The sequence below is a fragment of the Streptomyces griseoruber genome, from assembly GCF_001514205.1.
Lineage (GTDB): Bacteria > Actinomycetota > Actinomycetes > Streptomycetales > Streptomycetaceae > Streptomyces > Streptomyces griseoruber.
Genome location: NZ_KQ948764.1, coordinates 853,553 through 874,030, shown reverse-complemented (window position 1 = coordinate 874,030; position 20,478 = coordinate 853,553). Strand labels below are relative to the sequence as shown.

The window sequence follows — 20,478 nt, the reverse complement described above, 5'->3', positions numbered from 1 at the left end:
ACGCCGTGAGACGCAGGCTCCCTCGGCGCTCACCCGAAGAGACCCGGGCCCTCATGCTGGAAGCGGCCACCAAGCTCGTCTGCGCCGGCACCTCCGACACGAGTGAGGCGGCCGTCTCCGCGGCCCTTGCTCATATCCGCGTCAAGCGGGTCACCGAGGAAGCCACCCGCATCATGCGGGAGCGACTGGGCGACGACACAGCACCGGCGATCACGACCGGATCCATCTACCAGATCTGGCCCGCGCAGGCCGACTTCCAGGCGGATCTCCTCTTCCACCTCACCGGCCGACAGGCTGAACTGGTCCCGGGGCTGCCGGAGAGCGTCCGTCGTTTCAAGGAGGCGGTCGACAGTGGCACGACCTGGCAGGAGGCTCTCAACGACGTCCTGACGGACAACCACGAGAACCATCGCGTGGACCCGATCTACCGCGTGCTGCTCGGCTTCTACGCCAGCGCCGCCAACCCCCGCGTCCGCGACGCCCTGGGGCACTACGGCGAGTCGTTCACCGAGGTCGCCTGCGAGGCGTATCGGACGCTGCTGGACGTCTACGGGCTGCGCATGCGCGCGCCTTACAAGGTCGAACACCTTGCCACCACCATCGCCGCCCTGCTTGACGGTTTCCACATGCGCTGGATCGCCGGACACCCCAACCTGGAGGACCCGGAAGGAGAGGACCGCTGGTCCCTCGCCACCCGCGCCGCCGTGATGGTGTTCGACCAGTTCACCGAACCGGCGTAGATGGGTTCGCACGTCCATGCGTCGATGAGTGCGCCGAAGGCCGCCAGAACGCGGACGGAGCGCGTCACCAAGCTCAAAGCAAGATCTCCGCAGCCCCCGGAACTCAACACCACCGTTGCGTTCCGCCAGGCCGTGATCCTGGTCGTCCTCGGTTGATCCGATCGGCACGCTGCGACCCAGGTCCATGCGCAGTCCGGTGGACAGGATCGTGCACAGGCTGACTCGGATCAGCACGTCTGACCTGCAAGAACGGCGTGAACCGGCAAGGGTCGTCAAGGGTCGTCAAGGGTCGTCAAGATCCTCAAAGGACTCATGATCCGTCGGCCGTGGGTTCGAGTCCCACCCGCCCCACCTTTGCAGGCTTCTGACCTGCGGCGGAGTGAGCGATCGAGGTCGTCGCTCACCGTCCGGGTGACTGTGTCCGGGCCGGCACCGGAGGCAGCGCGAATGCGGGTGCCCCTGGTGCGCGGGCCCGGGGGCAGTGAAAATCCCCAAGAGGAAACGGCCCTACGGCGTCAGCGGCGATTTTCCGAAGCCATGCGGCCGGGGTGCGCAGGAGAAGGCCGTCGTCGAGAGGAACGGGGGCATGCGGTCTTGTCGTAGCAGTTCTGCCGTCGGCGGCTCACGTGCGCGGTCCGTGCAGTGCCCCGCCCGGGTAGCGGCGGCCTGGCTCCAGTTGTGTCTCCTGGTCGTCGGCATGGACGTTGGCGACGCAGGCTACTTCGCGCGTGATCTGCCGCGGGTCGGCTCAGCCGACCGCGCCCGGTACGGATCCCGCCGCGTGGGCACGGCCTGGCAACCGGTCGGCCAGGGTGTCCAGGGGTTGTGCCGTATTCCCTGGTGCTGAGCAGGACATGGTTCGGCGCGGCGCACACGGTGGCGAGGAGCGGGTCGGTCGGCTTCGGCACCGAGAACTTCCATGAAGGTGTCGTCCGTTTCGACCACGACCACTACCTGGAAGGCTGGACCCTGACCGTCGGCGTCGGCGCCGCCGTGATCGGTCTGCTGGTCGGGGACGCGACCCGGGCCGGCTACGGGGTGACGGTCACGGATCCGCGCGCGTTGTAGATGACGGCATCCTCGCGTTCACCATAGGTTTGGAAGACCGTGACTGCCTCGTCACGAAGCACGCCGGACACGACCTGGATGCCACGCTGCTCGAACTGCTCAGCCCAGTCCTCGCGCATGGGGCCCTCGTCGAAGCCGGTGAGTCGTTCCACCTCGGGACCTTCTCCGGCGATGACCAGACGCCGGATTCCGGACCACATCGCGGCGCCGTAACACATGGCGCAGGGGCGCCAGTTGACGACCAGTTCAAGATCAGGGCCGCCAGGGGCGCCGAGGTCCCATACGCCCAGCCGGGTCTGCGCGAGGGAGACGGCGACGACCTCGGCGTGGGTGGAGGAGAGACCTGAGGACAGTACGAGGTTGACGCCGGCCGACACGAGTCGTCCGGTCCCCGTCTCGACGACCAGGGCGGCGAACGGGCCGCCGGTGTCCTCCTGGTGGTTGCGTTCAGCGAGCCGGTTGGTGAGACGGACGCGGTCCTCGTCGGTGGGCAGGGTCTCGGGCACGCCGGCCAGCTCGGTCAGCACCCATGCGGGGAGCTGGGCGCCGAACGTCGTGGCGAGGGCGGAGGCATCCATTGAGCAGGTCTCCAGTCGTGGGCCGGATGGGGTCAGGTGCCCGGGCGGATGTTGGGCGCGAAGCGGGCCAGGGCGACGGTCTCGATGGCCGCGATGATGTTGTACGCCAGTGCGGACACGGCGGTGAGGACGGCGACCGAGGCCCAGAGGTGGTCGTAGTCGAAGGTGGAGGAGTCCTTGAGCATGGCGTAGCCGAGGCCTTGTCCGGTGGAGAGCCATTCGGCGAGCATCGCGCCGATCAGGGCTCCGGGGACGCCGATGCGTGCGCTGGCGAAGAACGCGGGGACCGCGCTGGGCAGCATGACCTTGCGGGCGATGGTCCAGTCCCCGGCGCCGTACGCGCGGCACAGGTCGGCGGCCTGGCGGGAGGCGGAGCGCAGGCCGAAGGTCATGGTGACCAGGGCGGGGAAGAAGACGATCAGGCCGCTGATGACGGTGGTGGCCATCAGGCCGCGGCCGAAGATGAGCGTGATGAGCGGGGTCATCGCCACCAGGGGCACGGAGCGTACGACGACGGCCATCGGCAGCAGGGCCTGCTCGACGCTCCGGAGGAGGACGAAGACGACCGCCACGCCCACCGCCGCCGCCAGCCCGGCGACGAAGCCGAACCCGGCGTCCAGCAGCGTGCGGCCCAGACCGGAGGAGACCAGGGAGCGGTGGGCGCCCGCGTCCGCGCCCGTGAACAGGTAGTGGAATATGTCGACCGGCGACTTGGCCACCAGCGGGTCCAGGTCGTAGACCTGCAGGAAGGCGATCCACAGGACGATGACGGCCGTCATCGTCACGATCACGTTCAGCAGCGGGCGCAGCACGCCCGCCGCGAAGCGCAGCGCGGGGGCCGTCCGTGTCTGGGTTGCGGTGCTCATGCGTGTCCGCCTTCCACTGTCGTCGTGCGCGACCACGGCAGGGCGTAGCGGGTGACGATCCCGACCGCGCTGTACGCGAGGCCTGCCACCGCTCCCGAGACCAGGGCGATGCCCCAGGTGCGGGGCACGTCGAGCTGCTGCTGGGCGATGGTCATGGCGATGCCGAGGCCGCTGTCGACCCGGCCGAGGTACTCGCCGATGATCGCGCCGAGCAGCGCCGCCGGACCGGCGATCTTGAGTGCGGCCAGTGTGCTGGGCAGTGCGGCGATCAGGCGGACCCGCAGCATCTGCTGCCAGCGGCCGCCGCCGTAGGCGCGTACCAGGTCGAGCGTGGCCGGGTCGGCCGAGCGCAGCCCGAGCAGTGCGCCGATGAGGGTGGTGAAGAAGACGGACAGCCCGGCCATCGCGGACATCGGCTTGTCTCCGTCCAGGACGAGGGACAGGATCGGGCCGATCGCCACGATGGGCAGGCAGTAGGAGGCCACCGCGATCTGCGTGATCACCCGCTCCAGTACGGGCACCAGGAGCACCAGCACCGCCAGGCCCAGCGCCAGCCCGTTGCCGACCAGATACCCGGTCAGGGCCTCGCCCACGGTCTGCGTGACATGCGGGCTGTAGAAGGACCAGCCGTCGTCGAACACGCTCGCCACGACCGCCCACGGGGTGGGCACGCCGTCCCCGGTGCTGACGACCGTGGTGGACAGCAGCGACCACGCTCCGATCAGAGCGGTGATGCCGATGGCCCCGCCGGTCCAGGCGGAACGCCGCGCACTCATGACGCCACCGCCGCGGGATCGGGGGCGTCGGCGGAGGCGTCGGCGCGGCCGAACAGGAGTTCCGACAACTGGTCGGCGTAGGCGTGGAACTCGGGCGAGCGCATCATCTCCGGGGTACGTGGCCGAGGCAGGTCGATGGTGACGACCTCCACGATCCGGCCGGGCCGCGGGGACATGACGGCGACGGTGTCGCTGAGCAGCACGGCCTCGTTGATGGAGTGGGTGACGAGCAGGGTGGTCACCGAGCGGGCCTGCCAGATGCGCTGGAGTTCGAGGTTGAGCCGCTGACGGGTCATGTCGTCCAGTGCGCCGAACGGTTCGTCCAGCAGCAGCACCTTGGGGTCGACGACCAGCGAGCGGGCGATGGCGACGCGTTGCCGCATGCCGCCGGAGAGCTGGGCGGGGCGGGCCTTCTCGAAGCCTTCGAGGCCGACCAGCTTGATGAGGTCGGAGATCGCTGCCGGGTCGGGTTTGATGCCGCTGATCTCCAGCGGGAGCCGGATGTTGGCGGCGACCGAGCGCCACGGCAGCAGCGCGGCGTCCTGGAAGGCTATGCCCAGGTGGTGCCGTTTGCGGGCCGCCTCCGGGTCCTCGCCGTGTACGAGGGCCGTACCGGAGGTCGGGCTGTCGAGCCCGGCGAGGATCCGCAGGACGGTCGACTTGCCGCAGCCCGACGGCCCGAGCAGCGACAGGAACTGGCCCTCGGCCGTGTCCAGATCGACGCCGGCCAGTGCGGGTACGCGCTGTCGGCCGAGCTTGAACTCCTTGCTCAGCCCGCGCAGGGACAGCCCGGTGCCGGCATGGGCTGGGCCTCCCGAGTCGTCGGATGGCTCGGGAACGGCTGCTGCGGTACTCATCAGATGGTGACCTCTGTGTGCGGTGCGGGTACGGGAAGCAGGTACCGGCGGGACGACGGGGCCGCACCGGTACCGCCGGGGGCCTTAGATGAGGCTGGGGTTTTCCTTGTAGACCTCTTCGAGGATCGAGAGGTCGAAGAGCTTGGCGGCGGTGATGTCGAGGCCGCCGTACTTCAGCGTCTTGATGTTCTCGTCGATCAGTGCCTGCGTGACCATGAACAGGCCGTTCTTCTTGGTGTCGGCGCTCACCATCAGCTCGCTCTCGTCCTTGGACTCAAGGGTCTGCTCCTCGGTCGTCAGCCCGAGCCCCTTGCCGTACGTCTCGGCCGCGAGCTTCGCGCCGAGCGCCGGGTCGGCGATGTTCGCCTTCCAGCCCTTGATCTCCGCGCGCAGGAACGCCTTGAGCAGGTCGCGCTGCTTGTCGATGGTGTCCTGGCGGACGCAGTACGTCTCCGAGACCAGCGGGTAGCCGGTGTCGGCGAGCAGCATCGTGGCGACCTTGAAGCCCTTCAGGCGCAGCGCGTTCGGCTCGTTCGTCACGAAGGAGAACCAGCCGTCGACGGTGCCCTGGGTCAGAGGCAGCGGGTCGAACTGCACCGGCACCTTCGTGATCTTCGATGCGTCCAGCCCGGTCGCCTTGATGTACGCCGCCCACACGGACTCGTTGCCCGCCTGGACACCGATCTTCTTGCCGTACATGTCCTCCGGCTTGGCGATCGGCGCCTTGGCCATCGACATGATGCAGAACGGGTTCTTCTGGTATTGCGCACCGATGATCTTCAGTGGCGCGCCCTTGGCGACGGCCGCGCCTGTGATGTCGGGGGCGCTGATTGCCACGAGTGCCTTCTTGGTGACGACGTCCGTCTCCATCGGCGTCGCGGACGGCCCGCCGCCGATCAGCGTGACCTTCGAGAAGCCCTCGTCCGTGTAGTAGCCCTTGCTGTCCGCGATGTAGCTGCCCGCGAACTCGACGTTCTTGATCCAGGACAGCCGAAGCGTCAGTTCACCGAAACTCTTGGAACCGGAGGCCGTGGGGGAGGAGGCCGAGGACGACGAGTCGGAACCGCCGCACGCGGCGAGCAGCGGGCCGCCGAGCAGCGCGGCACCGCCCAGCTGCAGTCCCCGCCTGAGGAAGAGACGGCGGTCGGTGGCGGCGGCGAACGCTCTGCCGTCACTGTTCGTACTTCTGGTCATGGCGCGCTTTCCTTTCACTGGCCGGGTGGGCACCGGCACATGGGTGGGGCGTGGCCCGGACAGGCCGGGCCGGTCTCCGGTCGACCTGTGACCTGGGATCAGGGATCCCGGGTCACAGGTCGAGGAGGAGTTCGGGGGTGCGGGCGCGGGAGCAGCAGACGGTGATCCGGTCGTTGGCCGCGCGCTCGTCGGGGGTCTGGACCTCGTCGCGGTGGTCGGGTTCGCCGGCCAGGACGGTGGTGAGGCAGGCGCCGCAGATGCCCTGCTCGCAGGAGAGCTCGACCTCGACGCCCTGGGCGGTGAGGACCTCGGCGATGGTGCGGTCGGCGGGGACGGGATAGGCGGTGCCGGTGCTCGCGATCCGTACGGTGAACGCGGTGGCGGCTTCGGCTTTCGCTGCGTCTCCCTCTCCGCCTCCGGTGGATGGCGGAGCCCCCGGGGCGAAGCGTTCGGTGTGAAGCTGGCCGGGCTGCCAGCCCGCAGCGGTCGCCTTGGCCACGACGTGCGTCATGAAGCCCTCGGGCCCGCAGACATAGACGGCCGTGTCCGGTTCCGGGACCAGGAGTTCGGCGGGCAGCCCCGCGCGGGCGGTGTCCCCCTGGTCGCTGTGGTGGACTACTGTCCGCTCGCCGAGAGCGGACGTCTGGAGCCGCTCCAGGAGAGGGGCCTCCGCCGCGCTGGAGGTGTAGTGGTGCAGGACGAACGACGCTCCCCGCGCGGCCAGGGCTTCGGCCATCGACAGCAGGGGTGTGATGCCGATGCCGCCCGCGACGAGCACGTGATGCTCGGCCGTCACGAGCGGGAAGTGGTTGCGCGGGGGCGAGATCCGTAGCCGTCGGCCCACGGTGAGGTCGCGGTGCAGGGTGCGGGAGCCGCCCCGGCCGGTGTCGTCGCGCCGTACGCAGATCAGGTAACGGCCTTTTTCCCGGGGGGAGTTGCACAGGGAATACTGACGGACGAGGGAGGGCCCGAGATGAACGTCGATGTGGGCGCCGGCCTCGAAGGACGGCAGGGTCCCGCCGTCCGCCGCCCGGAGTTCGTAACTGAGGCTGGTGCCGGAGGCGAGGGAGATCGTGTGGACGATGACGTCGAGTGTCTGCACGGTGGGGGCCCCTACGCGGTGAAGAAGTGACTCAGGCCCAGGTCGCGCAGGCCGCGCCGGTAGGCGATGGAGCTGCGGTCGGCGGGGATGTGGACTTCGAGTTTCGGGTCGAGGGGGAGGTTCTCGGGTCTTTGGACCTCGACGATGGCGCGGTCCTCCTCGAAGACCGTGCGGTTGAAGTCGTATACGGCCTGGACGGGTTGGTCGGTGTCGAAGTTGCGGGCGATCGGGGCGAACATGCGGGTCTGGCGGGCGGAGACCGGGGAGGCGGCGTTCATGATGTTGAGCAGTCCGCCGTCGGGGAAGTACACGACGAGGGTGGCCGTGAAGGGTAGGTGCACGTCGAAGCGGCGCAGCCACTGGTAGCCGGGCGGGGCCTGCTTGGTGCTGCCGTGCGGGTAGTTGCTGACGGTGCTCCAGTAGTCGACGGAGTGGCCGTACTGGTGGCGGACGGGGGTGTAGTCGGGGACCTCGGTGTTGTCGGGGTCGCCGAAGGAGTCGAGGTGGACGAAGCCGAAGTGGGCGACGTCGAGGAAGCCCTCGACCTGGCGTCCGGCGAAGGCGGCGATGTCGATCCAGGGGCAGTTGATCTGCTGGAAGTCCTCGTCGTCCCAGTGGGCCATGGTCGGGATCACCGGGGCCGCGTCGGGCTCCGGGCGCAGGCAGGTCCACACCAGGCCGTACCGCTCGACGACCGGGTAGGTCCGAAGGTTCAGCCGGGACGGGATCTTCGACTCCGGATGGGCCGGCACCTGCACGCACCGGCCGCCCTCGCCGAACCGCAGCCCGTGATAGGCGCAGGTGATGCCGGTCCCGTCGCCGCCGCCGAGGCTCAGCGGCACCCCGCGGTGCGGACAGATGTCGTGGGCCACGACCACGCTGCCCCGCGCTCGGTAGGCCACCAGGGTCTCGTCGAGCAGGCGCACGGCGGTCGGGGTGTCGCCGATCTCGCTCGACAGGGCGACCGGATACCAGTGCCGGGCGAGGATCGCCCAGTCGTCGGGATCGAACGTGCAGTCCCGGGGCAGGACGGGCCGGGGCGGAGCAGTGGTCATGCAAAAATCCTTCTGCGTAGCGCGGCTGGGAACGGCCGGACAGACACCTGTGAGGCGCGCACGCCAGGACGACGGCGTGGGACACGTGCGAGGCGAAAGAGTGCGGCGACAAGCCGATCCCGGGCCAGAGACACCGTGGAACCGCAGACCGGGCAGGGCACCGGCCGCGGTTGTCGGTATGAGGTCAGTTGTGAGAGCCCTCCGACTCCGGATGTGAACCGTGCGCCACGCGTCCGCGCGTCCAGGCCGACTGGTGGGCACGGCACCGGAGGTCTGTGCTGCACTCGCTGACAAAGCTCATCGCGCTTCCCTCCGTGCTCAGTGCCGACTGTCTGTCGCCGGACGACCAAGCCGAGACTGACGCACGGAGATTGCCCTGTCATTCCGTGTTTGTTACTTACGGATTCCATGCCCGGTTTTGGCTCGGGGTGCCGAAGCGAGAGCCCGCGCAACCGTGGCAGGCATTGGAATTCTCCGTGCCTCGGGATCATCGGAATCATGGGAATGGTCTCGATGACCCAGCACTGCCACACTCGCGCCGAACTCGACCAGGCGGAGTGGGAAGCCGTGTTCGGAGCCGGCGGAGGTGGCGTCGTGAACGCGCAGGTTCCAGCGTTCAGGGCGGAACCGGGGTCGGGCCCGTAGCGGGAGACAGGCCGTCCATTCTGGGCAACCAGGTGATCAAGCTGTGGGTGCATGTGATCAATCCCTGGCTGCGGGCCGAGGTGCTGCTGAAGGCCGCCGTGTCCATGAGTGTCTCGTCGAGCCCCGATCCGCTCGGTCAGGCCCGCTGAGCTGCGGGTAATGTGCTGGCCATGCCCGATACCCCGGCCCTGCCCGAACGCGACCGCCTGCTGGGGCTGACCGCGGACTACATCCTGGAGCACGGCGTCGCGGAGATGACCCTGCGCAAGCTCGGCAGCGCGATCGGCACCAACAATCGCATGCTGCTGTACTACTTCGGCTCCAAGGAGGAGCTGATCACGGCTGCGCTGGCCGAGGCGAGCGGGCGCTTCCCGATTCTCGGCAAGGCGTTCGCCATCATGGACGACCAGCCGCGCCCGCTGCGCGAGCGGATTACCGCGGCCTGGGACGCAGTGGCGGCAGCCGAGAACCTGCCGTTCCACCGGACGTTCTTCGAGGCGCTGGGCCTGGCCGCGCATCAACGCGGTCGGTTCGACAGCTTCCTGGGGTCGGTAGGCAGGGACTGGCGCGAACAGCTCGCGGCCTCGCTGGGCGGCGGCGGTGTGCCGAGGGCCGCCGCGGACGATCTGGCCCAGGAACTGGTCGCGCTGTGGCGCGGCCTGCAACTGGACCTGATCACCTCGGGCGACCGGGCCGGGACCGATCGGGTGATCGCGTCCGCCGCCGAGTCGATCGCCCGGCGGGCGGCGACGGCCGCCGCTCCTGAATCCTGATGTTCCGTCACATCAGCCTGGGCGATGGGGTTTTCAAGAAGCCATCGGGATCCGGGGGACGACAATGTCCAGTGGGCCGTCCGGAATGGCGACCGCGTCCTGGCTCCAGCCCCAGATCGAACAGACCTTGCGCAGCGGATCGCTGTGCCCGTCCCTGCCGTGCAGCACCCGGTAGTTGTCGATGCAGATCATCTCACCCGGGCCCACCCGGAACATCGGCCCGCTGTCACGGGCCGCGACGACCGCGTCCTGCCAGGCGCGCACATACGTCCAGTGCTCCGACTCCAACGGGCCCTCGACCGGCGCGAGATAGGGATGGTGACGGCCCTGGAAGCGGCCCGACGGGGTCCGCCGGACGATCGGCGAAAAGCCGCCCTGGGGGTAGTTGGGCTCGGAGTGGTCGATGTCGACAGTGCGGCAGAAGTGGGCAAGCGCGGTGCTGCCGGGATCGGCGGCCAGCAGGTCCAGCAGCCGGGCGGTGTCGATCAGGAAAGAGTCGCCGCCGCTGGCCGCGGGCCGCTCGCACCACAGGAACAGATGGTCGGGGGCGTAGTCACCGAAAGCGAAGCCGTCGTTGTGGGCGACCATCCGCTCCTCGGCCGGGCCGGCGTCGCGTTTGCGGCCACGCCTGTCGGCGGGCTGCGCCCTCATCTTCATCGCCTCGACCCGGCCGCTCTCCTTCGTCGCCTCGAACTGGGTGCCGCAACGCACAGCCCGGTCCCCCATGATCGCGCGGCCCATCGCGACCGCCGTCTCCTCGTCCGGCAGCCCGGTCATGATGGCCGCGCCCTCGGCGGCGAGCACCGCTGCCGCCTCCTGTGGGCCGGTTATTTTGCGCGGGATGAAACTTGCGGTGCTGACGTCCAACACAGCGCCTCCTGAAGTCCGCGGAACCAAGCCCGATTGAACCAATCGGTTCAATCAGCGTAGAAGCCCCGTGTTTCACCAGAGTGACGCACCCGCGTGCTTCGGGTTGCCCATGCGGACCCTGGAGTCCATCCGGCCCCGGGCTCGTGCCATGCACAGCTTGAACCTGATCCAGCAGCGGCCGGGGCGAGAGCGGGGCCGAGGGAGTGGCCCGGCTGCGGGTCGAGAACACGAGGGTGCTGTCCATGGCACCGCGGTCCTTGAGGACGTCGAACTCCTTCATGCCAGGCATCCCGGCCGCCAGCTCCCTGGCGCCGCCGGTCAGCCGGAGCGCCAACCACGAGAGGGAAGCCGATGACCCCGCCCTGGCTGGGGGCGGGGCCTACGTGGACCGCGTACATGCCGAAGACGGCCAGGCCGCGGGCCAGGTCCAGCCCTGTCAGCCGGCCCACGCCGGGCGCGCCGGTCGAGGGCTCGCTGCGCTCGCGTTCGGGGGACGGCGCGTCGGCCGTAAGCGGCGGGGAGTCCGGGTGATGGGTCATGACCCTCAGGCTGGAGACCCGGGCCGATCACGGACTATCCGGCAGAAGGCTGCCATGTCCCTGCCGAGTCGTGGGTGCTACCCCGCCGTGTGGCTGGAGCTGCCGCTCGCCGGGCCGCAAGAGCTCTACGTGGCTTTAGGGTCGAGTCGACATGGGCCGGACGGCATGAACGAAGGTGAGGCGGAGCGCGTGATCCGGGTAGTGGTGGTCGACGACGAGGCACTGGTCCGCTCGGGCTTCGAACTCATTCTGGGCGCGTCCGAGGACATCGAGGTCGTCGCGACCGCGAGCGGCGGCCACGCGGTGGAGGCCGTCCGGCGGGAGCGGCCGGACGTGGTGCTGCTGGACATCCGGATGCCGGACGTCGACGGGCTCACCGTCCTGCGCGGGCTGCGGACGATGCCGGATCCGCCGGTGGTGGCGATGCTGACCACGTTCGACGCCGACGAGTACATCCTGACCGCGCTGAACTCCGGCGCGGCCGGCTTCCTGCTCAAGGACACGGAGCCGGAGCAGCTTGCCCACCTGGTGCGGACCCTGGTCGCGGGCGGTGTGGTGCTGTCGCCCAAGGCGTCGCGGACGCTGGTGCACAGCCACCCCGGCACCGAGGCGGCCGTCGACGAGGAGGCCGCGCGGGTCCGGCTGCTCACCGCGCGGGAGCGCGACGTCCTCGTCCTGGTGGCGGAGGGGCTGTCGAACGCCGATATCGGGGCGCGTATCCACCTGGGGGCGGGCACGGTGAAGGACCACGTCAGCGCGATCCTCACGAAGCTGCGGGTGACGAGCCGGGTGCAGGCCGCGCTGCTGGCGCAGCGGGCCGGGCTGCTCGACGAGCGCCCGCGGTCGGAGGCCGGCCGATGAGCCGTACACGTGCCGTGTGGCAGCGGGTTCCCGCGCCGGTCGTCGACATCGTCCTGGTGACGGTGGCGGCCGTGGATGTGCTGGTGGTGGACATGTGGGAGCACACGCGTCCCGAGGTCACGCTGGCCGCGGTCGGCTGCGCCGCGTTGGCGTTCCGGCGCAGGTTCCCGCTCGGCGTCTTCCTGCTCACCCTGCCCATCGCGCTGATGCAGGATGTCGCCGTCGCTGTGCTCGCGGCGCTGTTCACGCTGGCCGAACGCTCCCGCAACCGCCGTCTCCTCGCGGTGTGCGTCGTCCTGGCCGCCGTCGCGAGCAGTACTCCGTGGCCCCTGGCCGAGGCGGACCGGACCATGACGCTGGTCTTCTTCGTGTACGGCCTGGCAACCAGCGCCGCCCCGGTCCTCTTCGGCCAGCTTCTCCAGGCACGACGGGACCTGGCGCGGCGGCTGGCCGAGGTCGAGGAGGCCAGGGAGCACGAGCGGACCCTGCACGCCCAGGCCGTGCTCGCCCGTGAGCGCGCCCAGCTGGCCCGCGAGATGCACGACGTGGTCTCCCACCAGGTCAGCCTGATCGCCGTACGGGCCGGGGCGTTGCAGGTCGCCACGCGGGACGCGGACGCCAAGGAGGCCGCCCGCACGATCCGTTCGCTGAGCGTCACCACCCTCGACGAACTGCGCACCATGGTCACGCTGCTGCGCGCCTCCGGCGGCAAATCCACCGAGCTGACGCCGCAGCCCACCTTGGCCGACCTGCGCAGACTGGTCGAATCCAGCGGCACTCACACGGAGCTGACGGGTGAACTGCCGCCCACCGTGGGCACACCCGCCCAACGCGCCCTTTACCGCACGGTTCAGGAGGCGCTGACCAACGTCCGCAAGCACGCCCCCGGCGCCAACGCTCGCGTCGAGCTGTGGCAGGACGGGGACGGTATGGGAGTGACCGTCACCAACACCCCTCCCACGCGCCCCTCCCTCTCCTTGCCCGGTTCGCAGCAGGGCTTGGTCGGCCTGCGGGAACGGGCCGAGATCCTGCACGGCTCCCTGGACGCGGGCCCGACTGCTCAGGGCGGCTACCGGGTGCGGCTGAGGGTTCCCCTGAGCGCGGACTGACATGCTGTTCTGTCGGCTTGCGGCTTGCGGCGTGCGGCTCACACGTGAGCCTCAACCGGCAGCGCACGCCGACGCCCCTGGACCGTGCTCCGCCGGCTTGCCTTTCGTCCAGCTCCCCGTCCCGACCGTGTCCGGTGCCACGTCAGCCCGGTGAGGATGCCGGAACCAGGCTGACGGCCCTGATCGCCGCCCCACTTCAGCAGGGTGCTGACCAAGGCGACGGCCCGGTCTGCGGCCCGGGAGGCGAGCAGGCCCCAGCCCAGGAGCAGGACGGTGTTGATTCCGAAGGCGACGTACTCGAGGCCTGTGGAGTGCCACCAGCCAAGGCCCGCCCCCCACAGCAGCAGTGTGGTGGGCAACGCCGCCACTACCAGCGGCCATTCGGCGAGGACTGCGCGCACCACTCCCCGTATGCCGGGACGGCCCTGAGCATCGCGGTGAGCGATCTGGTGGGCGTATCCATGAGCCAGGGCCGGGGCCAGGGCGGCCGCCACGGGCCCATCCGGCAACCGTCGGGTCCACCCCCGCCAAGTGGCCGAACAACACCGCCCGTCCGGTCGCACCGGACCGACCGGTCAGGACGAGACTCCGCCTGTCGGCAGGGCGGTACCCGCCGATCGGCGGGGGAGAGCCCGAAGACTGCCGGATGGTCAGCCCCCGGACGTCCACGCGAGGTTCTCCGTATGACACAGACACAGCCGCCGCAGGAGACGTCAGCTCCGCAGGAGAACTCGCCTCCGCCGCCCCAGACCTCCCCCGAGTCCCCGGCCTCGCCCGGTCCTTCGATGGGACGCATCGTCGGGGTGGACCTGGCCCGCGCGCTGGCGGTGTTCGGCATGTACGTCGTGCACATCGGCCCCCCGCTTTCCGCCACGACTGGCGTCGGCAGCTGGATCCGATACATATCGGACGGTCACTCGTCGGTCCTGTTCGCCACCCTCGCCGGGTTCTCCCTGATGCTGCTCGCCGGCCGCCGCGAGCCCAAGACCGGCCAGGCGGGCCGGCAGGCGAGGGCCCGCATCGCGATCCGCGCCGTGATCCTGCTGGCGCTGGGCACCGTGATGGCGATGGAGTACGGGGGCGTGATCATCCTCGGCTTCTACGGCGTCTACTTCCTCCTCGCCCTGCCCCTGGTGCGACTGAGCGCCAGGACCCTCGCGATCATCGCGGCCGCGTTCGCCCTCGTCACACCGCAGCTGGCGTTCGTCCTCACCTCGCTGCTGACCCCGTCGGTCCAGCAGAGCATCAACACCTACGACCCGCTCCGTCACCTCAGCGAGGTCGGCGTCCTCGATCTGCTGCTCACCGGCTTCTACCCGGCGCTCACGTGGATGTCGTTCGTCATCGCGGGCATGGCGCTGGGCCGCCTCGACCTCTCCTGCGGCACCATCCTGAAGCGCCTGGCCGCGCTCGGCGCCTCGCTCACCGCGGCCGCCTACGGCATGTCCCTGCTGCTCGCCGGATCGGGCGCGTTGAGGAGCACGGCGGAAGACGGGTCGTCGTCCGGCGGCTCCGGTTCGATGCCCACCGGCAGCGGGTCGATGCCCACTGATGCAGGGTCGTTCCCCGACATGTCCGCGTCGTTTCTCCTGAAGGCCGGGCCGCACAGCGGAACCACGTTCGACATCATCGGCAGCGTCGGAATCGCGATCCTCGTGATAGTGGGCGCGACGGTGGCGATGGACCGCCTGCCGCGACTGCGCCGCTTGGCCAAGCCGGTCATCGCCGTGGGCACCATGTCCCTGACCGCCTACGTCGGCCACTTCCTCGCACAGACCGCATTTTCCACGCCCGCCGGAACCGGCACCCAGCAGTCCTGGCTGCCCCTGATCATCTACGTCCTCGGAGCCATCCTGTTCGCCGCGATCTGGTCCCGCTTCTTCCGCCGCGGCCCCCTGGAGTACCTGCTCAACGCCGCCACCAAGCCTGCGAAGCACCTGCGATGAGACCCGGGCCGGGGTGTGAACTCCCACAGTGACCAGGCTGAATCCGCTGCTCGTGAGCTCGACTCCGGTGCCATCAGAGTTACTTGAGGTCACTCTGACCTGCACAGACGTATCAGCCCACGGCTGGAGGACGGTGTCGTGGGTGGGCTGCGCGAGCGTCTGGACGTCGGATTCTGGACGCTGGCTGGACGCGAGGATCCGGGCCTCTTGTATCTGGCCACGGTCATCGGCCTCGCGTCCCGGCGCCTGGCGGGCTGGGCGATCGCCGAAACCCTCCGCCCTCGCTCGCGTCCTGCTCCGCTTATATGTCGCTGCTGGCCGTGGCTGTGTGGGAGACGCATGGATGCGACGGCGCTGCGGCGGCATCCCGGAGGGCGCGGAGTCGGCGCGAGCGTACGAAAAGGGTCGGTACCGTCGCGTCCGGCATTGTCCCGCGATGCCGGGCCGCCCGGAAGAACCGCTCGACCCGCTCACGGTTGCCGGGGATGGCGTCGCCGGGCACGTCCGCGGCGGCCGCCCGGTCCGCGGGCAGCGTCACGTCGTACTCGCCGGCACCACGGCCCGGTAGGGGGCGGTGCTCCTCGCCGAAGTCGAGGCGGTCGACGGCGCCCAGCCTCTCGTACGGGCCCCGCAGGGAGAGCGTCTGGCCCTCCGACCCGACACCGGAGAGCTCGTGCGGGGCCGTCTCGAACTCGTAGCGGCCCCGCCCGAACGGCGTCGACGTCACTCATGGCCGCCCGCCGCGCGGGCGATCTCGTCGAACTTCGCGCCCATCGCAGCGGCCAGCGCGTTCGCGCCCGAGAGCGGGCGGACCATCACCATGAAGTCGTCGATCCTGCCCTCCTCGTCGAAGTGGAGGAAGTCGCAGCCCGTGAGCTGCCTGCCGTTCACGGTGGCGGTGAAGACCAGGGCGTGGTCGCGGCCGTCCGGGTTCGCGATCTCCCGGATGTAGGTGAAGTCCTCGAAGACCTCCGACACGGCGTTCAGGATCGCGGCGGTGATCGCCTTGCCCGGGTACGGCTTGAAGGCGACCGGGCTGGTGAAGACGACGTTCTCGGCCAGCAGGGCGGCTACGGCCTCCTTGTCGCCCGCTTCGACGGCTTTACGGAAGGGATGCATGGAAGGCCACCTCATGTAATCAACGATTTGAATAGGTGCATCGCAGATTAGGGTCGGGATGTGTGGCGTGTCCAGGGTTTACTAATCACTTTTTTGACTAATCAACCAGGTGTTAGATTGACTGGCATGGCTCTGCGCAACGCGGTGATGGCCGCTCTCCTGGAGGGCGAGGCGTCCGGATATGACCTCGCGAAGGGCTTCGACGCCTCGGTCGCCAACTTCTGGATGGCCACGCCCCAGCAGCTCTACCGGGAACTGGAGCGCATGGAGGGCGACGGGCTCATCACGGCCCGCGTCGTGGAGCAGGAGCGCCGCCCCAACAAACGGCTGTTCTCCCTCACCGCGGCCGGACTGGAGGCGGTGCGCGCCTACACCGCCGAATCCCCGTCCAGGCCGACGGCCATCAGGGACGAGCTGATGGTCAAGGTCCAGTGCGTCGACGCCGGCGACACCGAGGCCGTACGGGCCGCGATCGCCGAGCGCATGGAGTCGTCTGCCGCCAAGCTGGCCCGCTACGAGCGGCTGCGCAAACGCCTTCTGGACGGACGCACCGAGGACGAGTTCTTCGCGACCGCCGAGCGCATCGGCCCCTATCTCACCCTGCTGCGGGGGATGGCCCTGGAACAGGACAACCTCCGGTGGGGCACGCTGGCCCTGACCCGACTGGAACAGCGCGCCGCGGCCCCCACCGGTGGGTGAGGCCGGGCGACCGGACCTGCCCGGCGGGCACGGCACGGACACCACCGGATCAGGCCGGCCGGCAGGTACCCGTTCCGCGAGCAGGTGCACCTTGGTCACGGGTGCCGCCGAGCCGTTGGGGTTCAGGTGAGTGTGGCGTGAACGGCCGTCCGGGCACCTGCGGGCAGGTCGTCGGCATCCGCCGATGGCCCGCCGCAACCCGGCCGGGTTCTCGCCGGCCACCGCGAGGTCTGCTGGGCCACCTCCTCGGCGAGCTGGGCGTCGCCGGTGACCGTCACGGCCACCCCGTCGTGGTCGTCGGCCCCGCCGGCAGCGCGTCATCGGGCATCCATGCCGGAGAGAGCCCCCCATGGTGCGCATCACTCATGGGCGGCCTCCTCGCGGAGGGGTTGTCCGGGGGCCGACCCGGATGGTGCTGGTTCCACGTCCCTGCGGTGGAAGGGCAGCAGCGCGTCGAACGTCGCGGCGAGGGAACCGATGTCCGGCCGGGCGGTGGGGTCCGGTTCCAGGCAGGCGTCGACCGCGGCGGCGAGCGCACGCGGCAGCCGGCGCGCGGTGCCCACAGGTGCGGCCCTGCCCTCCAGTTGCGGGTAGAGGCGCTGTCGGCCGTAGGTGTCGTCCGGGCTCACGGACCCGGACGGGGTGTCTGCGCCCGCGTCGCCGGCCGGTTCCCTGTCCGTCGTGGTGGTGGTGATCTCGGGGAAGGGAAGGTCACCGGTGGCGACCTCGTACAGCGTGATGCCCACCCCCCAGACATCCGCGGCGGCGGACAGGTCGGCACCGCGTGCCTGTTCGGGGGCGAGATAGCAGGGGGTGCCGATGCCGGCGGGCGCGGGCCCCGGTGGGCGGGCGACGCTGAGGTCGAGGAGTTTGGCGCGCCGGCAGTCGATGATCACGTTCGAGGGCTTCACGTCCAGGTGCAGCAGGTCCCGGCCGTGCAGGTAGTGCAGTGCGGAGCACAGGTGCAGGCCGAGGAAGGCCACGTCAGGGGCGGCGAGCCGGCGGTGCAGGCGGCCGATGAGGTGGGCGACGGTCTCGCCGGTCAGAGTCTCCAGGACGACGAAGGGCTCGGGGGCCTCGACGGTCTCGTAGGCGCGGACCAGATGCGGGTGGCTGAACGCCTCCAGCCAGCGGCCCTCACGCAGGAGCCGTTCGCGCAGCCGTGGTTCGTGCCGCCGGTCGGGACGCAGCGTCTTCAGCAGACAGCGGCAGTCCCGCTCATGGCTCCAGGCGTCGTACACGTCGAGCCAACCGGTCCTGGTCAGATGGGCGAGGATCTCGTAGCCGGCCACCGGTCTCGTCCCCGGCGGCAGAGGCACGAGCGCGGGCGGCGGGGGTGCGGGCGGCGGGGCGGTCCGGTGCCGGGGGACCGTTCGCGGCGGGGCGAGGTTCGGACGGCTCATGGGAAGGCCTTGGTCGTGGAAGCGGCGACGACGGTGGCGGCCGGGTCCGTGGGCGTGACGGCGGGGTCCGCGGGCGCGTGCAGCCGGTGCAGCCGGGCGTAGGTTCTGCCGCTCAGCAGGAGGTCGTGGTGGGTCCCTTGCTCGACGACCCGGCCGTGGTCCAGCACCAGGATCACGGTGGCGTCGCGGACGGTGAGCAGGTTGTGGGAGATGAGAATCGTGGTGCGTCCGGCCATGAGCCGGCGCAGCGGCTCCATGACACGTCGGCCCGATTCGGCGTCCAGGCCGGTGGTCGGCTCGTCCAGAACGAGGACGGGCGCGTCACGGATCATGGCCCGGGCGATCGCCAGGCGCTGGCGCTGACCTCCGGACAGCAGCCTGCCGCGCTGGCCCACGACGGTGTCGTAGCCCTCGGGCAGCGCGGTCACGAAGTCGTGCGCGTCCGCGGCGCGGGCCGCCGCGACGACCTCCCGCTCACCGGCGTCCGGACGGCCGTAGAGGATGTTCTCGCGCACGGTGCCGTGCAGGACCAGCGTCTCCTGGAGCACCACGGCCACGTTGTCCCGGACGTCGGCGAGCCGCAGGGTCCTCAGGTCCGCTCCGTCCAGCCGGACGGCGCCGTGCTCGGGGTCGTAGAAGTGCAGCAGGAGCTTGGCGACGGTGGACTTCCCCGCACCGCTGGGCCCGACCAGCGCCAGGGTCTGCCCGGGCTCCACACACAACGACACGTCGCACAGCGCGGGCCGGTCGGTTCCCGGATAGGTGAAGCCGACACCGTCGAACTCCACCTGCCCGCGAGCGCGCCCGAGCCGGGCCGGACGGGGGACCTCACTCACCAGCGGGCGCTGGTCGAGCAGTTCGACGATCCGCTCCGCGGCGGCGGAGGCCGTGTAGAAGGTACTGGTCAGGTGGGACATACCCCGGATCGGGCTGTAGAGCTTGCCGAGCAGGGCCAAGAAGACCAGAAGCTCGCCCAGGGTGAGCCGGCCGCGGGCCAGTTGCCAGGTGCCCAGGCCCATCACCAGGAGGGCCCCGCTCAGCTCGACGAGATCGACCAGCGGCCCGAAGACGGCACGGATCCGGGTCGAGGCCATGGTGGCGCGGTAGCGGCCGAGGATCTCGCGATGGAACCTGCTCTGCTCCCACTCCTGGCGGTTGTACGCCTGCACCAGAGCGATGTTGCCCAGCACCTCCTCGGCGAGGGCGCTGACCGAACCGCTGCGTCGGCGGCGTTCCCGGGAGGCGGCCTTCACCAGCCGGGAGAAGTACCGGGCCGCGCACCAGAACAGGGGCACGACCACGAGGGCGAACAGCGTCAGGTCCCAGCTCAGGTAGAAGAGCATGCCCAGGAAGATGCCCAGCCGCATCACGTACCACAGGGCCTGGGCCACGCCCGAGAGCAGGAACGTCTCGACCGCGTCGACGTCACCGGTCACCCGGGCCAGGACGTCACCGAGCCTGCGCCGTTCGAAGAAACCGAGGGAGAGGCGTTGCATGTGCCGGAAGACGTCCGTGCGCAGGGCGATCAGGAAGCGCTCACCGACCCAGACGGAGGTCACGTCGTCGGCGAACGACACGAGGCCCGAACCGAGGCTGAGCCCGACGTACGCCAGCGCGATCGGAAGGAACGCACTGAGGTCGCGTTGGACGAGGACGTCGTCCACCACCACCTTGAACAGCCATATCTCCGCCGCGTCGATGGCGGGGCCGACGACACAGAAGGCGACGAGGGGCAGCAGCCACCTCCGCCCGCCGCGCGTGTAGGGCCAGAACCGCCGGAAGATCTGCCGCAGCGGAAGTACCGGTGCGGCGGCGACGAGCTGCTCGCCCTCCGGCTCGGCGACGGTGAACGACCGTCGCAGCGCCGCGAACAGGGCGGCGCTGCGGGCGGTGCGATGGCAGGGTTTCGTCACTTGTGCGTGCCGGTGCTGGAGGTACGGCGGCGGTGCTTGCGGTGGTGGGACGTCCTCCCGTTCATGCTGGTCGTGGACTTCTTGCCCTGGGAGTGCCGCTTGGCGGGTGCCAGGTGACTGAAGAGGGACATGATCTTTCCCTTCGTCTCGCCGGTTCACTGGGACACCGGTTCACTAGGACATACGGGCGACCTCCGTCACGGGATTGCGAATCCGGTAGGAATTTCCCGTCCTGGGCACGTGCGCACGGACTTCGGGAGGTCGCGGGTCTTGTCACCGGCGTGGCGGACGTGTCAATGTCCGCCATGGTTACGTAACCATGGCCGGTTTGCGCGGGTCCGGATGGCTGTCCTCATCCGGACCCC

General features: G+C 69.9%; 21 protein-coding genes. 8 read left to right on the top strand and 13 right to left on the bottom strand.

Annotated features, from left to right (window positions below; genetic code table 11):
- Positions 1–53: 53 nt before the first annotated feature.
- From AQJ64_RS08325 to AQJ64_RS08320, 3 genes are all read left to right on the top strand, one after another.
- On the top strand, positions 54–740 hold the full coding sequence (locus tag AQJ64_RS08325; RefSeq protein WP_055632558.1) for a TetR family transcriptional regulator C-terminal domain-containing protein: 687 nt from the start codon (positions 54–56) through the stop codon (positions 738–740).
- A gap of 24 nt (positions 741–764) precedes the next feature.
- Positions 765–896 (top strand): hypothetical protein, encoded by a 132-nt coding sequence (locus tag AQJ64_RS51680; protein WP_276206627.1) that lies wholly within the window; start codon positions 765–767, stop codon positions 894–896.
- 669 nt (positions 897–1,565) lie between these two features.
- Entirely contained in the window at positions 1,566–1,808 is a 243-nt protein-coding gene (locus AQJ64_RS08320) for a hypothetical protein (RefSeq protein WP_055632559.1), read from the top strand.
- Here the strand turns inward: AQJ64_RS08320 and AQJ64_RS08315 are convergent.
- The 7 genes from AQJ64_RS08315 to AQJ64_RS08285 all read right to left on the bottom strand — a co-directional run bounded on the left by AQJ64_RS08315 (position 1,772) and on the right by AQJ64_RS08285 (position 8,236).
- Entirely contained in the window at positions 1,772–2,386 is a 615-nt protein-coding gene (locus AQJ64_RS08315) for a nucleoside deaminase (RefSeq protein ID WP_055632560.1), read from the bottom strand. The genes AQJ64_RS08320 and AQJ64_RS08315 overlap by 37 nt on opposite strands.
- A 32-nt stretch (positions 2,387–2,418) precedes the next feature.
- Positions 2,419–3,252 (bottom strand): ABC transporter permease, encoded by an 834-nt coding sequence (locus AQJ64_RS08310; RefSeq protein WP_055632561.1) that lies wholly within the window; start codon positions 3,250–3,252, stop codon positions 2,419–2,421.
- Positions 3,249–4,028, bottom strand: coding sequence for an ABC transporter permease (locus AQJ64_RS08305; RefSeq protein ID WP_055632562.1), 780 nt, complete (start codon positions 4,026–4,028; stop codon positions 3,249–3,251). The genes AQJ64_RS08310 and AQJ64_RS08305 overlap by 4 nt, the downstream gene beginning before the upstream one ends.
- Complete coding sequence (locus AQJ64_RS08300) at positions 4,025–4,885, bottom strand: ABC transporter ATP-binding protein (protein ID WP_055632563.1); 861 nt, start codon at positions 4,883–4,885, stop codon at positions 4,025–4,027. The genes AQJ64_RS08305 and AQJ64_RS08300 overlap by 4 nt, the downstream gene beginning before the upstream one ends.
- Before the next feature lie 84 nt (positions 4,886–4,969).
- Positions 4,970–6,079, bottom strand: coding sequence for an ABC transporter substrate-binding protein (locus AQJ64_RS08295; protein ID WP_055632564.1), 1,110 nt, complete (start codon positions 6,077–6,079; stop codon positions 4,970–4,972).
- A gap of 112 nt (positions 6,080–6,191) precedes the next feature.
- Entirely contained in the window at positions 6,192–7,181 is a 990-nt protein-coding gene (locus tag AQJ64_RS08290) for a PDR/VanB family oxidoreductase (protein ID WP_063788672.1), read from the bottom strand.
- An 11-nt stretch (positions 7,182–7,192) separates the two neighbouring features.
- Positions 7,193–8,236, bottom strand: coding sequence for an aromatic ring-hydroxylating oxygenase subunit alpha (locus tag AQJ64_RS08285; RefSeq protein ID WP_063788673.1), 1,044 nt, complete (start codon positions 8,234–8,236; stop codon positions 7,193–7,195).
- 815 nt (positions 8,237–9,051) lie between these two features.
- On the opposite strand from AQJ64_RS08285, the gene AQJ64_RS08280 reads away from it, so the two are divergent.
- Positions 9,052–9,654 carry a TetR/AcrR family transcriptional regulator gene (locus tag AQJ64_RS08280; RefSeq protein ID WP_055632565.1) on the top strand — a complete coding sequence of 201 codons (603 nt, stop codon included), beginning with the start codon at positions 9,052–9,054 and terminating at the stop codon, positions 9,652–9,654.
- Between the two features lie 33 nt (positions 9,655–9,687).
- Here the strand turns inward: AQJ64_RS08280 and AQJ64_RS08275 are convergent, their stop codons facing one another.
- A complete protein-coding gene (locus AQJ64_RS08275) occupies positions 9,688–10,524 on the bottom strand; it encodes a TauD/TfdA family dioxygenase (RefSeq protein ID WP_055632566.1) in 837 nt (278 codons plus the stop codon).
- 704 nt (positions 10,525–11,228) lie between these two features.
- Here AQJ64_RS08275 and AQJ64_RS08270 point away from each other — a divergent pair.
- From AQJ64_RS08270 to AQJ64_RS08255, 3 genes are all read left to right on the top strand, one after another.
- On the top strand, positions 11,229–11,924 hold the full coding sequence (locus tag AQJ64_RS08270) for a response regulator (RefSeq protein WP_055632567.1): 696 nt from the start codon (positions 11,229–11,231) through the stop codon (positions 11,922–11,924).
- Complete coding sequence (locus tag AQJ64_RS08265) at positions 11,921–13,033, top strand: sensor histidine kinase (protein WP_055632568.1); 1,113 nt, start codon at positions 11,921–11,923, stop codon at positions 13,031–13,033. Before AQJ64_RS08270 ends, AQJ64_RS08265 begins: the two co-directional genes overlap by 4 nt.
- Before the next feature lie 683 nt (positions 13,034–13,716).
- Positions 13,717–14,979: a DUF418 domain-containing protein gene (locus AQJ64_RS08255; protein ID WP_206189638.1), complete on the top strand. Its 1,263-nt coding sequence runs from the start codon at positions 13,717–13,719 to the stop codon at positions 14,977–14,979.
- A 301-nt stretch (positions 14,980–15,280) separates the two neighbouring features.
- Here AQJ64_RS08255 and AQJ64_RS08250 read toward each other — a convergent pair whose 3' ends face one another.
- Both AQJ64_RS08250 and AQJ64_RS08245 read right to left on the bottom strand, forming a co-directional pair.
- Complete coding sequence (locus AQJ64_RS08250; RefSeq protein WP_055632570.1) at positions 15,281–15,706, bottom strand: hypothetical protein; 426 nt, start codon at positions 15,704–15,706, stop codon at positions 15,281–15,283.
- On the bottom strand, positions 15,703–16,098 hold the full coding sequence (locus AQJ64_RS08245; RefSeq protein WP_055632571.1) for a nuclear transport factor 2 family protein: 396 nt from the start codon (positions 16,096–16,098) through the stop codon (positions 15,703–15,705). The genes AQJ64_RS08250 and AQJ64_RS08245 overlap by 4 nt, the downstream gene beginning before the upstream one ends.
- A 126-nt stretch (positions 16,099–16,224) precedes the next feature.
- On the opposite strand from AQJ64_RS08245, the gene AQJ64_RS08240 reads away from it, so the two are divergent.
- Positions 16,225–16,797 (top strand): PadR family transcriptional regulator, encoded by a 573-nt coding sequence (locus AQJ64_RS08240; RefSeq protein ID WP_055632572.1) that lies wholly within the window; start codon positions 16,225–16,227, stop codon positions 16,795–16,797.
- A gap of 359 nt (positions 16,798–17,156) precedes the next feature.
- Here AQJ64_RS08240 and AQJ64_RS08235 read toward each other — a convergent pair whose 3' ends face one another.
- From AQJ64_RS08235 to AQJ64_RS51675, 3 genes are read right to left on the bottom strand one after another with little or no spacing between them, the layout of a single operon-like run.
- Positions 17,157–18,200: a serine/threonine-protein kinase gene (locus AQJ64_RS08235; RefSeq protein WP_079061527.1), complete on the bottom strand. Its 1,044-nt coding sequence runs from the start codon at positions 18,198–18,200 to the stop codon at positions 17,157–17,159.
- A complete protein-coding gene (locus AQJ64_RS08230) occupies positions 18,197–20,113 on the bottom strand; it encodes an ABC transporter ATP-binding protein (RefSeq protein WP_244902639.1) in 1,917 nt (638 codons plus the stop codon). The genes AQJ64_RS08235 and AQJ64_RS08230 overlap by 4 nt, the downstream gene beginning before the upstream one ends.
- Positions 20,110–20,244, bottom strand: a complete 135-nt coding sequence (locus AQJ64_RS51675; RefSeq protein ID WP_280529276.1) for a hypothetical protein — start codon at positions 20,242–20,244, stop codon at positions 20,110–20,112. Before AQJ64_RS51675 ends, AQJ64_RS08230 begins: the two co-directional genes overlap by 4 nt.
- Between the last annotated feature and the right edge of the window lie 234 nt (positions 20,245–20,478).

Coding starts and splice junctions, on each gene's coding strand:
- AQJ64_RS08325 (WP_055632558.1), top strand. CDS start 54: ATGCTGGAAGCGGCCACCAAGCTCGTCTGCGCCGGCACCTCCGACACG.
- AQJ64_RS51680 (WP_276206627.1), top strand. CDS start 765: ATGAGTGCGCCGAAGGCCGCCAGAACGCGGACGGAGCGCGTCACCAAG.
- AQJ64_RS08315 (WP_055632560.1), bottom strand. CDS start 2,386: ATGGATGCCTCCGCCCTCGCCACGACGTTCGGCGCCCAGCTCCCCGCA.
- AQJ64_RS08310 (WP_055632561.1), bottom strand. CDS start 3,252: ATGAGCACCGCAACCCAGACACGGACGGCCCCCGCGCTGCGCTTCGCG.
- AQJ64_RS08305 (WP_055632562.1), bottom strand. CDS start 4,028: ATGAGTGCGCGGCGTTCCGCCTGGACCGGCGGGGCCATCGGCATCACC.
- AQJ64_RS08300 (WP_055632563.1), bottom strand. CDS start 4,885: ATGAGTACCGCAGCAGCCGTTCCCGAGCCATCCGACGACTCGGGAGGC.
- AQJ64_RS08295 (WP_055632564.1), bottom strand. CDS start 6,079: ATGACCAGAAGTACGAACAGTGACGGCAGAGCGTTCGCCGCCGCCACC.
- AQJ64_RS08285 (WP_063788673.1), bottom strand. CDS start 8,236: ATGACCACTGCTCCGCCCCGGCCCGTCCTGCCCCGGGACTGCACGTTC.
- AQJ64_RS08280 (WP_055632565.1), top strand. CDS start 9,052: ATGCCCGATACCCCGGCCCTGCCCGAACGCGACCGCCTGCTGGGGCTG.
- AQJ64_RS08270 (WP_055632567.1), top strand. CDS start 11,229: ATGAACGAAGGTGAGGCGGAGCGCGTGATCCGGGTAGTGGTGGTCGAC.
- AQJ64_RS08265 (WP_055632568.1), top strand. CDS start 11,921: ATGAGCCGTACACGTGCCGTGTGGCAGCGGGTTCCCGCGCCGGTCGTC.
- AQJ64_RS08255 (WP_206189638.1), top strand. CDS start 13,717: ATGACACAGACACAGCCGCCGCAGGAGACGTCAGCTCCGCAGGAGAAC.
- AQJ64_RS08245 (WP_055632571.1), bottom strand. CDS start 16,098: ATGCATCCCTTCCGTAAAGCCGTCGAAGCGGGCGACAAGGAGGCCGTA.
- AQJ64_RS08240 (WP_055632572.1), top strand. CDS start 16,225: ATGGCTCTGCGCAACGCGGTGATGGCCGCTCTCCTGGAGGGCGAGGCG.
- AQJ64_RS08235 (WP_079061527.1), bottom strand. CDS start 18,200: ATGAGCCGTCCGAACCTCGCCCCGCCGCGAACGGTCCCCCGGCACCGG.
- AQJ64_RS51675 (WP_280529276.1), bottom strand. CDS start 20,244: ATGTCCCTCTTCAGTCACCTGGCACCCGCCAAGCGGCACTCCCAGGGC.